Source organism: Thermomonas alba (assembly GCF_022419205.1).
GTDB classification, from domain to species: Bacteria; Pseudomonadota; Gammaproteobacteria; order Xanthomonadales; family Xanthomonadaceae; genus Thermomonas; species Thermomonas alba.
On record NZ_JAJOZU010000001.1, the window covers coordinates 411324 to 426732 of the forward strand.

At 68.9% G+C, this 15409-nt stretch carries 10 protein-coding genes and 1 pseudogene; 4 read left to right on the forward strand and 7 right to left on the reverse strand.

Annotated elements, in window-relative coordinates; genetic code table 11:
- Positions 1 to 13 precede the first annotated feature (13 nt).
- From ML342_RS01955 to ML342_RS01975, 5 genes and pseudogenes are all read right to left on the reverse strand, one after another.
- Complete coding sequence (locus ML342_RS01955; protein WP_240125223.1) at positions 14 to 193, reverse strand: oxidoreductase-like domain-containing protein; 180 nt, start codon at positions 191 to 193, stop codon at positions 14 to 16.
- A gap of 125 nt (positions 194 to 318) precedes the next feature.
- Positions 319 to 2541: pseudogene (locus tag ML342_RS01960) on the reverse strand (Tex family protein); the annotation flags it as partial.
- A gap of 109 nt (positions 2542 to 2650) precedes the next feature.
- Positions 2651 to 3952, reverse strand: coding sequence for an MFS transporter (locus tag ML342_RS01965; protein ID WP_240125225.1), 1302 nt, complete (start codon positions 3950 to 3952; stop codon positions 2651 to 2653).
- Between the two features lie 37 nt (positions 3953 to 3989).
- On the reverse strand, positions 3990 to 5078 hold the full coding sequence (gene dinB, locus ML342_RS01970; RefSeq protein WP_338064968.1) for a DNA polymerase IV: 1089 nt from the start codon (positions 5076 to 5078) through the stop codon (positions 3990 to 3992).
- A gap of 19 nt (positions 5079 to 5097) precedes the next feature.
- Positions 5098 to 6501, reverse strand: a complete 1404-nt coding sequence (locus ML342_RS01975; RefSeq protein ID WP_240125226.1) for a GntP family permease — start codon at positions 6499 to 6501, stop codon at positions 5098 to 5100.
- Positions 6502 to 6655: 154 nt separating this feature from the next.
- On the opposite strand from ML342_RS01975, the gene ML342_RS01980 reads away from it, so the two are divergent.
- The 4 genes from ML342_RS01980 (at position 6656) to ML342_RS01995 (ending at position 14048) form a co-directional block, all read left to right on the forward strand.
- On the forward strand, positions 6656 to 8914 hold the full coding sequence (locus ML342_RS01980) for a TonB-dependent receptor (protein ID WP_240125227.1): 2259 nt from the start codon (positions 6656 to 6658) through the stop codon (positions 8912 to 8914).
- Positions 8915 to 9034: 120 nt separating this feature from the next.
- On the forward strand, positions 9035 to 12388 hold the full coding sequence (locus tag ML342_RS01985) for a PAS-domain containing protein (protein ID WP_240125228.1): 3354 nt from the start codon (positions 9035 to 9037) through the stop codon (positions 12386 to 12388).
- A 37-nt stretch (positions 12389 to 12425) separates the two neighbouring features.
- Positions 12426 to 12914, forward strand: coding sequence for an NUDIX hydrolase (locus ML342_RS01990; protein WP_240125229.1), 489 nt, complete (start codon positions 12426 to 12428; stop codon positions 12912 to 12914).
- A gap of 87 nt (positions 12915 to 13001) precedes the next feature.
- Positions 13002 to 14048 (forward strand): NAD(P)-dependent alcohol dehydrogenase, encoded by a 1047-nt coding sequence (locus ML342_RS01995; RefSeq protein WP_240125356.1) that lies wholly within the window; start codon positions 13002 to 13004, stop codon positions 14046 to 14048.
- Between the two features lie 274 nt (positions 14049 to 14322).
- On the opposite strand, the gene ML342_RS02000 is transcribed toward ML342_RS01995, so the two are convergent.
- Complete coding sequence (locus ML342_RS02000; protein WP_240125230.1) at positions 14323 to 14988, reverse strand: response regulator transcription factor; 666 nt, start codon at positions 14986 to 14988, stop codon at positions 14323 to 14325.
- 169 nt (positions 14989 to 15157) lie between these two features.
- Positions 15158 to 15367, reverse strand: coding sequence for a CRISPR system precrRNA processing endoribonuclease RAMP protein Cas6 (gene cas6, locus ML342_RS02005; RefSeq protein WP_240125357.1), 210 nt, complete (start codon positions 15365 to 15367; stop codon positions 15158 to 15160).
- Positions 15368 to 15409 lie beyond the last annotated feature (42 nt).

The following is a 15409-nucleotide window of genomic DNA, read 5'->3' on the forward strand; positions in this document are numbered from 1 at the left end:
GAGGCATCGGGATTTACTCTGCGGCATCAGGATGGCGTGCCTTCCACGCGGCCAGTGCCTGTCGGTAATGCCGGAGTTCCTCGGCGTAGAGGTCGTGCACGCAGGGGTCGCAGCCGCTGTCGCAGCAGTCGCCGGGTTGCGGTGGCGTCGGCGGCTGCGGACGCGGGTCTGGGTCCACTGTAGATGACGGCATGCTCATCGTTTCAGCCCCCGCAGTGCGTCCGCCAGCGCGCTGTTGAACGGCGCTTTCGCCGGCTGCGCTTGCGACGTCACTGTGCGTGAATCGCGTGGAGCGGAGCGGTGCCGCGCCGTCCGGTCGGCCTCGCGCGCGTCGGAGCGGGCCTGGCCCAGGGGATCGTCCAGGCGGCGGGTGAGGGCGATGCGGCGGCGCGCAACGTCCACCTCCAGCACCTTCACCTTCACGATATCGCCGGCTTTCACGACGTCGCGCGGGTCTTTGACATAGCGCTCGGACAGCGCCGAGATATGGATCAGCCCGTCTTGATGCACGCCGATATCCACGAACGCGCCGAATGCGGCGACGTTGGTCACCACGCCTTCCAGGACCATGCCTGGACGCAAATCCCGGATGTCTTCCACGCCTTCGGCGAACTGCGCGGCGCGGAACTCCGGACGCGGGTCGCGGCCGGGTTTTTCCAGCTCTTTGAGGATGTCGCGCACGGTCGGCAGGCCGAAGCGGTCATCCACGAACTGCTGTGGCTGCAGTGCGCGTAGCAGCGTCGTATCGCCGATGATCTGCCTGACCGATTTCCCGGTGGTGGCGAGGATCCGCTCCACTACCGGATAGGCTTCCGGATGCACGGCGGAGGCATCCAGCGGCTGCTCGCCGTCCATGATGCGCAGAAAGCCTGCGCACTGCTCGAAGGTTTTTTCGCCCAGGCGCGGCACCTTCAGCAGCGCCTTGCGCGACGGGAAGGGGCCGTGTTGGTCGCGGTAGAGGACGATGTTCTCCGCCACCGTCGCCGACAGGCCGGAGACGCGCGCCAGCAGCGGCGCGGAGGCGGTGTTCACATCCACCCCGACCGCGTTCACGCAGTCTTCCACCACCGCATCCAGGCGCCGCGCCAGGCGGTATTGGTCCACGTCGTGCTGATACTGGCCGACGCCGATCGACTTGGGCTCGATCTTCACCAGCTCGGCCAGCGGATCCTGCAGACGACGCGCGATGGAGACCGCTCCGCGCAGTGAGACGTCGAGATGCGGAAACTCCTTCGCGGCCAGCTCCGATGCCGAATACACCGAGGCGCCGGCTTCGCTGACCACGAGTTTCTGCAGCGCGAGTTCGGGATGGCGTTTGATCAAATCGCCGGCCAGCCTGTCGGTCTCGCGACTGGCAGTGCCATTGCCGATCGCGATCAGCGCGACCCGATGCGCGCGGCACAGCGCGGCCAGGGTGGCGATCGACGCCTCCCACTGCCGCTTGGGTTCGTGTGGATAGATGGTGTCGGTGGCGACCAGCTTTCCGGTGGCATCCACCACCGCCACCTTTACGCCGGTGCGCAGCCCAGGATCGAGGCCCAGTACGGCCTTCGGGCCCGCCGGCGCGGCCAGCAGCAGATCCTTCAGATTGCGCCCGAAAATCTCGATGGCCTCGGTCTCGGCTTTCTCGCGTGCCTGGTTGAACAGGTCGAGCAACAGGTGCATGTGGATCCGCGCACGCCAGGCCAGGCGCACCGCATTGCGCAGCCAGGAATCGGCCGCGCGCCCGCGCTCGGCGATGCCGACGTGTCGCGCGATGCGTCCTTCGGCATAGGCATGCCCGGCTTCGGCGTCTGCTCCCGGGTCGAGCTCCAGCTGCAGGATTTCCTCGCGGCGTCCGCGCAGCAGCGCCAGCATCCGGTGCGAGGGAATCGTGGCAAGTGGTTCTGCGTGGTCGAAATAATCGCGATATTTCTCGCCCTCCGCCTGCTTGCCTTCCACTACCCGGGCACGGATGACGCCATCGCGCGCCAGCCAGTCGCGCAGTTCGCCCAGCAGCGTGGCATCCTCGCTCCAGCGTTCGATCAGGATCGCGCGCGCGCCTTCCAGCGCGGCTTTGACATCGGGAACGCCCTTGTCGGCGTCGATGAAGCCGGCGGCGTACTCCTCCGGCACCAGATCTGGATTGGCCAGCAGGCCATCTGCCAGAGGCTCCAGCCCGGCCTCGCGCGCGATCTGCGCGCGCGTGCGGCGCTTGGGCTTGTAGGGGAGGTAGAGGTCTTCCAGGCGCGCCTTGCTGTCTGCCGCCTCGATCTCGGCGCGCAGCGCATCGGTGAGTTTGCCCTGTTCGGCGATGCTGGCCAGGATCGCCGCGCGCCGCTCTTCCAGTTCGCGCAGATAGGCCAGGCGGATTTCGAGATTGCGCAGCTGGGTATCGTCCAGACCGCCGGTTACTTCCTTGCGGTAGCGGGCGATGAACGGAACCGTGGCACCTTCGTCCAGCAGCTTGACTGCGGCCTGCACCTGGGCAGGCTGCGCGCCGATCTCGGCGGCGATGGTGGTGGCGATCTTGTGGCTGGAGGCAGAGACGGCATCAGTCATGCGGCAGGCTCGCGAGAAAACTCTGCGCGCATTGTCGCCGCGCAGTTCGATCGGCGACAGCTTGACAAGCCAGTCGCGGCGCACTCAATGGCCAGCCCGCCATGCGGACTCAAGCCGCGGGCATGCGCTGGTCGCGCCAGGCGACTCCGACTGCGAGCGCGATCCCCAGCGCGGCCATGCCGGCGATATAGTGCGCAGGCGCGGCCGGGTTGCGTTGCATCGCCAGGCTCAGCAGCACCGGGGTGAGGCCGCCGGCGATGGCGTAGGCGAGGTTGTAGGCCAGCGACAGTCCGGAGAAGCGGACCGCCGGTGGAAAACCGCCGAGGATGATCGCGGGGATCATTGCAGTCAGGCCCACGCCGCTGCCGGCGAGCGCATAGAGCGCGTGTGAGTAGTGGCCGTCCTGCGCTGCGCGGTAGCACCACCAGAATGCGACACCCAGCAGCAGGCTCCATAGCGCCAGCACGCGGCCGGTGCCGAAGCGGTCGGCCAGCGCCCCGGCGACCAGGTTCGCCGCCATCGCCGCCAGCACCGCCAGCGCATTGCCGGCGAGCGCGGCATCGCGGCTGACGCCCATGCCCTGCAGGATGGTGGGCATCATCAGGATGGTGACCACCACCGCGGCGGTCAGCAGCCAGGTGAGCAGCATGCCCAGCGCGACTGCGCTGGCATGATCGCGCAGCACGGCTTTCAGCGGCAGCTCCGATGCCAGCCTGCGGCGCGCCTGCAGCTCCGCGAACACCGGGGTTTCCTGCAGCTGCCGGCGCAGCACCATCGCCAGCAGTCCGAACACGCCGCCCAGCAGGAATGGCAAGCGCCAGCCCCAGGCCAGCAGCTGCGCCTCGTCCAGCCAAGCGTTGAGCGCGCGCGCCACCAGCGAGCCCAGCAGGATGCCGGCCAGCAGGCCCAGCGACAGCGAGCCGCAGGCCAGGTTGCGATGGCGCGGGCTGACGTGCTCGCTGACGAACACCCACGCGCCCGGCGCCTCGCCGCCGATCGCAGCGCCTTGCAGGATGCGCAGCACGAGCAGCAGCAGCGGGGCTGCGATCCCGATCTGGGCGTAGGTCGGCAGCAGGCCCATCAGCAGGGTGGGCAGCGCCATCAGCAGGATGCTGAGCAGGAACATCCGCTTGCGCCCGGTAAGGTCGCCGAAATGCGCCATCAGCACGCCGCCCAGCGGACGCGCGAGATAGCCCGCGGCGAAGATGCCGAAGGTCTGCACCTGCCGCATCCATGCAGGCAGGTCGGCCGGGAAGAACAGCGCGCCCATGGTGGTGGCGAAGAACACGAACACGACGAAGTCGTAGAACTCCAGCGCGCCGCCGAGCGCGGACAGCACGAGGGTCTTGAGTTGCTGGCGCGATAGTCCGCGGCTCTGTGCGGAATGTGATGCGCAATCGACGGTGCCCATCGCGCTAGCGTATGCGAATGTAGGCGCAGCCGAACAGTCAGCCGAACAGGTCATCCTGGGCCGGACTACCATCGGGTTCGCTGAAGCCGGACAGGCCTACGCCGGCCAGCCGGTAGCGGGTCGCGGCGAGCAGGCCCACGCGGGCGCGCAGCGCGCAGGCAGTGTCGGCCAGCGCCTGTTCCGAGGTTGGCGGTTCCGGCGCGGTCAGGCTGCGGGTGAGGGTGCGGAAGTCGGCGGTCTTGAGCTTGAGCACCACGGTGCGCGCCACCCGTTCAGGACGGCGCGCACGCTCGCGCAGGTAGCCCGCCCAGGTCTTGCCCGCCAGCCGGCGCAGGTGCGGTTCCAGCGCTTCCAGCGGCAAATCCTCAGGGAAGGTGTCCTCGCTGGAGACCTGCAGGGTGGGGCGCTCGGATTCCACCTCGCGTTCATCGATCCCCCGCGCGAGCTCGTGCAGGCGCAGGCCCCAGCGCCCGAAGCGCGCCTGCAGCGCCTGCGCGCCGAATGCGCGCAGGTCGGCGCAGGTGGCGATGCCCAGCGCCGCCAGCTTGGCCTCCATCACCTTGCCCACCCCGGGCAGCTTGCCCACCGCCAGCGGGGCCAGGAACGCATCGACCATCACCGGCTTGATGACGAACTGGCCGTCCGGCTTGTTCCAGTCGCTGGCGATCTTGGCCAGGAACTTGTTGGGCGCGACACCGGCGGAGGCGGTCAGCCCGATTTCGGCGCGGATCGCCTTGCGGATCTCGGCGGCGATCGCGGTGGCGCTGCCGAGGTCGCGCTTCGGTGCGGTGACGTCGAGGTAGGCCTCGTCCAGCGACAGCGGCTCGATGCGGTCGGTGTAGCGTTCGAAGATGGCGTGGATCTGCCGCGACACCGCCTTGTAGCGGCTGAAATCCGGCGGCACGAACACCGCCTGCGAGCACAGCCGCTCCGCGCGCAGGGCCGGCATCGCCGAGCGCACCCCGAAGCGGCGCGCCTCGTAGCTGGCGGCGCACACCACCGAGCGCGCCCCGCGCCACGCCACCACCACCGGACGTCCGCGCAGGGCGGGGTCGTCGCGCTGTTCCACCGACGCGTAGAACGCGTCCATGTCGATGTGGATGATCTTGCGTTGCGGGGCGCTCACCGCGTCATTGTAGGCAGGCTCACACCAGCCCGAAGGCGTAGTACAGCGCGATCACCACGAACACCGCCAGGGTCTTGACGCAGGTGATGGCGAAGATGTCCTTGTAGGCCTGGCGGTGGGTGAGGCCGGTCACCGCCAGTAGGGTGATCACCGCCCCGTTGTGCGGCAGGGTGTCCATGCCCCCGGAGGCCATCGCGGCGACGCGGTGCAGGACTTCCATCGGGATGCCGGCGGCGTTGGCGTTGGCGATGAAGGTGTCGGCCATCGCCGCCAGCGCGATGCTCATGCCGCCGGAGGCACTGCCGGTGATGCCGGCCAGCGCGGTCACGGTCACGGCTTCATTGACCAGCGGGTTGGGGATCGCGCCCAGCGCGTTGGCGACCACCAGGAAGCCGGGCAGGGCGGCGATCACCGCGCCGAAGCCATATTCCGAGGCGGTGTTCATCCCGGCCAGCAGCGCACCGCCGATCGCGGACTTGCTGCCTTCGGAGAATCCCGCCTTGACCGGCCGCCAGGCCAGCAGCAGCACGCAGGCGATGCCCGCCAGCAGCGCGCCTTCCACCGCCCAGATCGCCACCAGCTTGGAGGTGTCCTGCACCACCGGGGCGGGGTTGCCGATCACCGCCGGCACGAAACTGGTGCTGTCGCCGTAATGCAGCGGGATCCACAGCGTCAGCAGCTTGTTCGCCACGCCCACCACCAGCAGCGGCAGCACGGCGATGAGCGGGTGGGCGAGTTTGCCGCCGGTGAAGGCGGCCGGTTCGTTCGCCAGCGTCGCGGCATCGCCATAGCCCTCGCCGTTGCGTGTCGCCACCCGCCGCCGCCAGTCGAGCCAGGCAAGGCCGGTGATCAGGATGAACACGCCACCCAGCGTGCCCAGCACCGGCGCCGCCCAGGTGGTGGTGCCGAAGAAGGTGGTGGGGATGATGTTCTGGATCTGCGGCGTGCCGGGCAGGGCGTCCATGGTGAAGGTGAACGCGCCGAGGGCAATGGTGCCGGGGATCAGCCGCTTGGGGATGTCGCTCTGGCGGAACAGCTCGGCCGCGAACGGGTACACCGCGAACACCACCACGAACAGCGAGACCCCGCCATAGGTCAGCAGCGCGCACACCAGCACGATGGAGAGCATCGCCCGCTGCGCGCCGACGACGCGGATGGTGGCTTGCACGATCGCCTTGGAAAACCCGGACAGCTCGATCAGCTTGCCGAACAGCGCGCCCAGCAGGAACACCGGGAAGTACAGCTTGAGGAAGCCGACCATCTTGTCCATGAACAGGCCGGTGAACATCGGCGCGACCAGCTGCGGGTCGGTGAGCAGCACCGCGCCGAGGGCGGCCACCGGCGCGAACAGGATGACGCTGTAGCCGCGGTAGGCCACCAGCATCAGGAAGCACAGCGCGGCCAACACGATCAGAAACGACATGCCCATTCCCGACGACGGATGCAGGGCTGCGAGTGTCCGGGGCAGGGGCGGGGCAGCCCATTGTCCGAACGTCCAATGCCGCCGGCGAGCGGTGGCGCTTACCGTGCCCGGCATTGGTGGTAATCGTGCCGCCCGCATACCTGGAGGGGAGAAGATGAAACGCAAGCAGTTGAGCATGGCGATCCACGGCGCGCTGGCCGTGTCGCTGCTGGTCGGGGCGCCGGCGCTGGCGCAGGACGCGCCGCAGGCGAAGACCCGGGAAGGCGAGCAGACGGCCAAGACCCTGGACACCGTCACCGTCACCGCCCGTCGCCGCGCCGAGTCCATCCAGGACGTGCCGGTCGCGGTCAGCGCGTTCGGCGAGGACCAGCTCAAGGACCTGCAGGCCAGCAACGTCGATGGACTGCAGGGTGCGGTGCCCAACATGAACATCGTGCAGGGCCGCGGCTCGGCCAACAGCGTGAACGTGTTCATCCGCGGCATCGGCCAGCCGGATGCGCTGCAGACTTTCGATCCGGGCGTGGGCATGTACGTGGACGACGTGTACTACTCGCGCATCAACGGCGCGTTGTTCTCGCTGTTCGACATCGCCGACGTGGAAGTGCTGCGCGGCCCGCAGGGCACCCTGTATGGCAAGAACTCCACCGGTGGCGCGGTCAAGCTCACCACCAAGAATCCGTTCGATTACGAGGGCGGCTCCGCCGAGCTGACCTATGGCGATTACGACCGCGCCGAGGCGCGTTTCTATGCCGGCGGCAAGCTTTCCGACAGCGTGGCCGGCAGTATCGCGGGCGCCTGGATCACCAACGGCGGTTATGTGAAGAACCGCGCCGGCGGCCATAACTTCAACGACGACGACACCCGCAGCGTGCGCGCCAAGCTGGGTTTCAGGCCCAGCGAGACGTTCCAGGCGATGCTGTCGCTGGACTACACCAAGCAGGACGCGGCGCTGACCATGGGCCGGCCGATGGCCAACCTGATCCGCACCGACGTGGTGTTCGGCCCGGTGGTGCTGCAGCCGGGGGAGACCGGCAAGTGGAACTATTCCGCGCAGACGTCGTTCGCGCCGGGCAAGGGCCAGCAGATGACCCACCAGGGCGCCAGCCTGAGCATGCAGTGGAACATCTCGCAGGCCTGGCTGCTCAAGAGCATCACCGCCTACCGCAAGCTCAAGACTCATTCGTTCATCGACATCGACGCCTCGAAATGGGAGCTGGGCGACGTGCTGGTGGCCATCGACCAGAATCAGAAGAGCCAGGAGCTGCAGCTGCAATACGACAACGGCGGCCACCTGCGCGCGATCTTCGGCGCGTACTGGATGCGCGAGCACGTGCCGTCCTACCAGGAGGCCTACGCCAGCGATCTGTACGCGGTGGCCGGCAACCGGGTGAGCTTCCTGCGCACGATTGCCGATGACCTCACCACCACCAGCACGGCTGCCTTCGCGCATGCCACCTGGGAGTTCGTGCCGAGCTGGACGCTGTCTGCCGGCGTCCGCTGGACCCGCGACCACAAGGCCTATCAGCGCACCACCAGTACGTTCTGGGGCGCGCCGTTCACCGGCCTCAACGGCACCGTGCCGTTCCCGCGCACGGCCGCCAGCTGGACCGCGGTGACCCCGTCGGTCAGCCTGCAGAAGAAGATCAGCGCGGGCCTGATGTGGTACGTCTCGGCCAACCGCGGCTTCAAGTCCGGCGGTTTCAACGGGCGCGCCAATACCCCGTATGACGTGGCCCATGCCAAGTACGACCCGGAATACGTGTGGACCTACGAGACCGGGTTGAAGATGGAGTCCGCGGACCATCGCCTGCGCGGCGGCATCACCGCGTTCACCAGCCGCTACAAGGACTTTCAGGCGCGTGTGTCGCAGGATGTCAATACATTCCCAGTGTTGAACGCGGCCGCGCTGAGCATCCAGGGCCTGGAGCTGGAGGGCAGCGCGATGCTCGGCGAGCGCACCACCGTCACCGGCCAGATGAGCTGGCTGGATGCCAAGTACGACCGCTTCGACGATTTCCGGCTGGATCCCAGCTACCCCGGCTACGACCCCAACGTCAGCCATGCGCACGTGCCGTTCTCTCCGCGCTTCACCAGCCGGATCGCGGTGAACCACGCGATTCCGCTGGCCACCGGCGGCATGCTCAGCTTTGGGGGCGACGTGTCCTACCGCACCCGCACCTGGCTGTCGGTGGACAACCGCAACGTGCTGAGCCAGCCGGCTTACACCGTGGTTGGCGTGTACGGGGTGTGGGATTCGGCCGACTACAAGTGGCAGGTGCGGGTGGGCGTGCGCAACCTGACTGACGAGCGCTTCATGATCGACGGTCAGGAGTTCTCCAGCGTGGCCAACATCCAGACCGCCTACTACGGGCTGCCGCGCAACTGGTACGCCTCGGTGCGCTACAACTTCTGATCCACGCCCGTTCTGGTTGGTACGCCGTGACGGCGGGCGTAAGCTCGCCGTCGCGCTATCCTCACCGCGAATGCGCCTCGATGATGTCCCGCGTCCCCATACCTGCCTGAAGGCGGCGCCATGCTGAGCGTCGCCGCGGTGGTGGCCGCCGCGCTGCTGTGGTTGGGCCTGCTGTTCGGCACTGGTCTGTACGCGGAGCGCCACCCGGGGGTGTTCGCCCGCCACTGGCGGCACGTCTATGCGCTGTCGCTGGCGGTGCACTGCACCTCGTGGACCTTCTACGGCACGGTCACCCAGGCCGCCCGCTACGGCTGGCCGCTGCCGCCCACGTTCGTCGGCGCGATCCTGTTCTACGCGTTGGCGATCGCCTTCATGGCGCGGCTGGCGCGGTTGGCGCGCGAGAGCAACGCCACCTCGCTGGCCGACCTGATCGCCACTCGGCTGGGCAAGGACGCGTGGCTGGCCGCGGTGGTGACCCTGGTCGCGGTACTCGGCCTGATCCCCTACATCGCCCTGCAGCTGCAGGCGATCACCATGAGCCTGGCCACGCTCACCTCCGGCATCGCCAGTGCGGACGCCGGCGCGCCGCCGGCGTGGCGCGACGGTGCGCTGTACGTGGCGCTGGCGATGGCGGCGTTCGCGATCCTGTTCGGCACCCGCCGGGTCAGCGCCGCCGGGCACAACCGCGGGTTGGTGCTGGCGCTGGCGTTCGAATCGCTGTTCAAGCTGGTGGCGATGCTGGCGCTGGGCGGGTTCGTCTGGTTCGGCCTGCGCGGCCTGCCGGAGCTTCCGCCGCCGGCGCCGCAGGCGGCGGCCGGGGGGTTCATGCCGCTGGTGATCCTGGGCGCGCTGGCGATGTTCGTGATGCCGCACCAGTTCCACGTCGCGGTGGTGGAATGCCGCGACGAGGCCGACGTGCGCACCGCGCGCTGGCAGTTCCCGCTATACCTGCTGTTGATCGCGCTGCCCACCCTGGCGCTGGCGCGCGCGGGCGCGGCGCTGCTGGGCGATAGCGTGCCCACCGACATGTATGCGCTGGCATTGCCGCTGGCGCAGGGGCATGCCGGGCTCGCCCTGCTGGTGTTCCTGGGCGGGCTCAGCGCGGCCACCGGCATGGTGATCGTGAGCACGCTGACGCTGAGCCTGATGATCGGCAACCACTGGTTCGCCCCGGGCCTGCTGCGCGGGGCCTGGGCACGCGCGCAGGGCGGCGACCGCAGTGGCGACCTGCTGCGGCTGCGGCGAATCGGGATCCTGCTGCTGATGCTGCTGGGCTGGGGCTACGGCCGCTTGCTCAGCGGCAACGAGGCGCTGGCCGACGTCGGCGCGGTGTCGTTCTCGGCGCTGGCCACCCTGGCCCCGGCGCTGGTGTTCGCGGTCTGGCGTCCGCAGACGCCGGCGATCGCCGCCAGCATCGGGATCCTGGCCGGATTCGCGGTCTGGGCCTGGGTGATGCTGGTGCCGATGCTCGCCGGTGCGCTGGGCAGTACGCCGCACTGGCTCCGCGAGGGGCCGCTGGGCCTGGCATGGCTGGCGCCGGAGACGATGTTCGGCCTGACCGGCTGGAGCCGGCTGGGCCGCGCGGTCGGCGCCAGCCTGTTCGTCGGCACCGTCGCCACCTGGCTGGTGGCCGTCCTGCGCGGCGCGCCGCGCCAGCGCGCCGCGCGCGGGGCGGACCTGGCGACCTTGCGCAGCGCGGGGCTGCGCTTTCTTCCGGCGGAGCGGGTGAACATGCTGCTGCGCGACGCGCCGCCCAGTGGGCCGGTCCCGGCGCGGCTGGAGTCGCGGCTTGAACACGAGCTGGCGGCGGTGCTTGGCAGCGCTTCGGCGCGCCTGCTGTTGGATGCCGCGCGCCGCGCCGCGCCAGGCGCCGACCTCGATACGGTGGCCGCGATCGTGGGCGAGGCCTCGCAGGATTTGCGCTTCAACCAGCGGGTGCTGGAGGCGGCGCTGGAGAACATGAGCCAGGGCATCAGCGTGGTCGATGCCCAGCTGCGGCTGGTGGCCTGGAACCGGCGCTACGAGGAGCTGTTCGGCTTTCCGCGTGGGATGCTGCGGGTGGGGATGCCGATCGCGCAGGCCGCGCGCTGGGCGCTTCGGCATATCTCCAGAATCGCTCCGGAGCATTTGGATGTCGCGCTGGAACGGCGGCTGGCGCACATGCGCGCCGGAACCCCGCATCTGTCGGAGCGGGTGTTCCCGGACGGCAGCATCGTCGAGATTCGCGGAAACCCCATGCCGGGCGGCGGTTTCGTCGCTACCTTCACCGATGTCACCGCGTTCCGCCGGGCGCAGGCCGAGCTGATGCGGGTGAACGAGACCCTGGAGCAGCGCGTATCGGAGCGCACCGCGCTGCTGGAGGCGGCCAAGCGTGAGGCCGAGCAGGCCAACGATGCCAAGAGCAGGTTCCTGGCCGCGATCGGGCACGACCTGCTGCAGCCGCTGCATGCCGCGCACCTGTTCGCGGATGCGTTGCAGCAGCGCGGCGACGGCGAGCAGCGCGAGCTGGCCCGGCAGATCGCATCAGCGCTGGATTCCACCGCCGACCTGCTGACCACCCTGCTGGACATGTCGCGGCTGGAGGCCGGTGGCCTGGTGCCAGAGCCGCGCGCCCTGCCACTGGCGGATGTGCTGGAACCACTGGTCGAACAGTTCCGCGCACTGGCCGCCGAGCGCGGGTTGCAGCTGCGCTACGTGCCCACCCGGTCCTGGGTGCACAGCGACCCGCAGCTGCTGCGGCGGGTGCTGCAGAACTTCCTGGCCAATGCGGTGCGCTACACCGCGCGCGGAAAAATCCTGCTGGGCGTGCGTCGCCGCGCTGGCCAGCTATGCATCGAGGTGCACGACACCGGCCCGGGCATCCCCGATGCCCAGCGCGAGGCGATCTTCGAGGAGTTCCGCCGTGGCGAGGGCGCGTCGGGGCAGGGGCTCGGGCTGGGGCTGGCGATCGCGCGGCGCATCGCCGGCCTGCTGGGCAGCGGGATTTCCCTGCGCTCGTCGCCCGGCCGCGGCAGCTGCTTCGGCCTGTGCCTGGGGCCGGCCGAAGCGCCGCCGCAGCGGCCGCCGGGGCGGGCCGCCACCCGCGGTCTGCCCGGCCTGCGGGTGCTGCTGGTGGACAACGAGGCGCCGGCGCGCGAAGCCCTGTGCCGGATCTTGGAAGGTTGGGGCTGCCGGGTGCAGGCGGCCGCCGATGGCGAGGTCGCCGCGCGCCTGCTGGCCGAGTCCGCCTGCGATCTGTGGCTGCTGGACTACCATCTGGATGGCGGCGATGACGGCGTCCGCCTGCATGCGCGCCTGGCCACCCGTTTCGGAGCCGTGCCCTGCCTGATCCTCAGCGCCGACCAGACCGGCGCGGTGCGCAGCGCGGTGCAGGAGGCCGGGCTGCCGCTGCTGGCCAAGCCGCTGCGCCCGCTGGCGCTCAAATCGATGCTCGACCGCCTGCTGGCCGCGCATCCGTCGCGCATCCCGGGTTAGTCGCAAGGCCGCCGCGGCGCGCGGCTACACTGTGCGCATGCCCTATACCCCGATCGCCGCCACCCTCGGCTATGTGCTCTCGCCAGACCGGCGACGCGTATTGATGATCCACCGCAATGCCCGCCCGGATGATCCGCATTGGGGCAAGTACAACGGCCTCGGCGGCAAGCTGGAGCGGGACGAGGACGTGCTGGCCGGCCTGCGCCGCGAGCTGCGCGAGGAGGCCGGGATCGAGTGCACCGGCGTGCGCCTGCGCGGCACCATCAGCTGGCCCGGCTTTGGCAAGCAGGGCGAGGACTGGCTGGGCTTCGTGTTCGTGGTCGAGGCCTTCACCGGCACCCCGCTGCAGCGCAACCCGGAAGGCACCCTGGAATGGGTGGAGCGCGAGCACCTGCTCGACCTGCCGCTGTGGGAGGGCGACCGCCACTTCCTGCCGCTGGTGTTCGACGACGATCCGCGCCCGTTCCACGGGGTGATGCCCTACCGCGACGGACGCATGCAGTCCTGGGCTTATTCGCGCCTGTGATCCTGTGCTGTTCCACTGGAGTTCGCACCGAGGCGACACACTTCGGCGCACAATGGAACTTCCCTCCACCAGGAGCCTGCCATGAGCATGACCGTCAAAGCCCGCGGCGCGCACGCCGCCGATCAACCCGTCGTTGCCCTCGAGATCCAGCGCCGCGCGCCGGGACCGCGCGACGTGCAGATCGAGATCGCCTATTGCGGCATCTGCCATTCCGATCTGCACACCATCCGTTCCGAATGGCCGGGCACGCTGTACCCCTGCGTTCCCGGTCACGAGATCGTGGGCCACGTCAGCGCGGTCGGCGCGGCCGTCACCCGCTTCAAGCCGGGCGACATCGTGGGCGTGGGCTGCATGGTCGGCAGCTGCCAGCACTGCGCGGCCTGCGACGAGGGGCTGGAGCAGTATTGCGAGAACGGCATGGTCGGCACCTACAACGGCCCGACCACGGATGCCCCCGGCCATACCCTCGGCGGCTATTCGCAGCGGATCGTGGTGGACGAGAAGTTCGTCCTGCACGTGCGCCATCCGCAGGACCAGCTGGCGGCGGTGGCGCCGCTGCTGTGCGCCGGCATCACCACCTATTCGCCGCTGCGCCACTGGAAGGCTGGTCCGGGCAAGAAGATCGGGATCGTCGGCATCGGTGGGCTGGGCCACATGGGCATCAAGCTCGCGCACGCGATGGGCGCGCACGTGGTGGCATTCACCACCAGCGAATCCAAGCGTCAGCAGGCGCATGCCCTAGGCGCTGACGAAGTGGTGAACTCGCGCGATGAGGCGCAGATGGCCGCGCACCGCGGCAGCTTCGATTTCATCCTGGACACGGTGGCCGCGCCGCACGTGCTGGATGCGTTCACCGCGCTGCTCAAGCGCGACGGCACGCTGTGCCTGGTCGGCGCGCCGGCCACGCCGCATCCGAGTCCAGCCGTATCGAGCCTGATCTTTGGCCGCAAGTCGATCGCCGGCTCGCTGATCGGCGGGATCAAGGAGACCCAGGAAATGCTGGATTTCTGCGCCAAGCACGGGATCGTGGCGGATATCGAGATGGTGCATGCGGACCAGATCGAGGTCGCCTACGAGCGCATGCTCAAGAGCGACGTCAAGTATCGCTTCGTGATCGACATCGCCACCCTGTGAGCAGGCGTAATGTGCGCGCCGGTTCTCCACAGCCGCTGTGGATGAAATCCGGATAAGCATGTGGATAATGGCCTGCGCGCTTTGTGTGGCGCGGCTGTCAAGAGGCGTGGCGAAAAAATCGCCACGTCTTTTTTGTGGCGATCCGCCGCGGAATCCGGGTTCTCCACAGCGGCTGTGGATGAAAATCGTATAACGATGTGGACAACCGCGTGCGCGCCTTGCGTGGCGCGGCTGTCAAGAGTGTTGGCGAAATATTCGCCAGTCGCGCGCTGGGTCAGACCTCGACCTGGCGGGCCGGGTCGCTCAGTTCCAGCGAGCGCAGCACCACCCCGGCCTGGGTGCGGTTGCGCACGCCCAGGCGTTCGAAGATCGCAGTCAGGTGGGCCTTCACCGTGCGCTCCTGCACGCCGAGGCGGTCCGCGATCTGCTTGTTGAGCAGGCCTTCGGCGACCAGCGTGAGCACTCGGAACTGCTGCGGCGACAGGCTGGCCAGCCGCGCGGCGAGGTCGGCATCGCCCGGCGCGCTCTGCGCGCGCGCCACGCTGGCGCGCAGCGCCGGCGGCAGCCAGGTCTCGCTGGCCAGCACGGCGGTGATCGCCGCGCGCAGTTCATCCAGCCCGGTGCTCTTGGGCAGATAGCCGGCCGCGCCGTGGTCCAGCGCGCGCCGTACCACTCGCGGATCGTCGTTGGCCGACACCACCACCACCGCCACGCCCGGGAACTGCGCGCGGATCGCGGCCAGCCCGGCCAGCCCGTGGTTGCCAGGCATGTGCAGGTCCAGCAGCACCAGATCGACCTGCGGCTGCGCCTCCAGCAGCGCGAGCGTCGCCTCCAGGGTGCCGGCTTCGAACAGCTCCACCACACCCAGCGCCTCGCGCGCCGCCTGCTTGAGCGCAGCGCGGAACAGCGGGTGGTCGTCGGCGATCAGTAGCGAGGGCATGGGGGTGTCATGTTTGCTTGCGCTGGTCCAGATCCTCGGCGTCACCGAACGTCGCTTGCATGAGTCGTCATCGCCAAAGGCGATGTCTCATTGTCACCGATGGCGTGCAAATAGTTCAGAGTTTCCCTGAATCCGGTGAACTTCGCGTGCGCGTCGAATGAGTCGTGGCTCAGCCGGTGTCTGCAAGCTGGTAGCGCCCTTGCCCGAATGCTGCATGTTTGCCCACGTGCAGCCATTGTCCGGCGTGCAGGAGTGGCAGAAACGGTGTGAGCGGGCCGCGCATGTGGAAGCGGCCGAGCACGCCGCCCATGGGGTGGGTTTTGCCTTGCCGGCTGGACCAGCGTTCACCGTCGCTCCATTCCAGCCTCGAATGCGGCATGGTCAACGGACAGGCAATCTATCAGCCTTCCAGCCTCGACAT

Coding starts and splice junctions, on each gene's coding strand:
- ML342_RS01955 (WP_240125223.1), bottom strand. CDS start 193: ATGCCGTCATCTACAGTGGACCCAGACCCGCGTCCGCAGCCGCCGACG.
- ML342_RS01965 (WP_240125225.1), bottom strand. CDS start 3,952: ATGGGCACCGTCGATTGCGCATCACATTCCGCACAGAGCCGCGGACTA.
- ML342_RS01975 (WP_240125226.1), bottom strand. CDS start 6,501: ATGTCGTTTCTGATCGTGTTGGCCGCGCTGTGCTTCCTGATGCTGGTG.
- ML342_RS01980 (WP_240125227.1), top strand. CDS start 6,656: ATGAAACGCAAGCAGTTGAGCATGGCGATCCACGGCGCGCTGGCCGTG.
- ML342_RS01985 (WP_240125228.1), top strand. CDS start 9,035: ATGCTGAGCGTCGCCGCGGTGGTGGCCGCCGCGCTGCTGTGGTTGGGC.
- ML342_RS01990 (WP_240125229.1), top strand. CDS start 12,426: ATGCCCTATACCCCGATCGCCGCCACCCTCGGCTATGTGCTCTCGCCA.
- ML342_RS01995 (WP_240125356.1), top strand. CDS start 13,002: ATGACCGTCAAAGCCCGCGGCGCGCACGCCGCCGATCAACCCGTCGTT.
- ML342_RS02000 (WP_240125230.1), bottom strand. CDS start 14,988: ATGCCCTCGCTACTGATCGCCGACGACCACCCGCTGTTCCGCGCTGCG.
- cas6 (WP_240125357.1), bottom strand. CDS start 15,367: ATGCCGCATTCGAGGCTGGAATGGAGCGACGGTGAACGCTGGTCCAGC.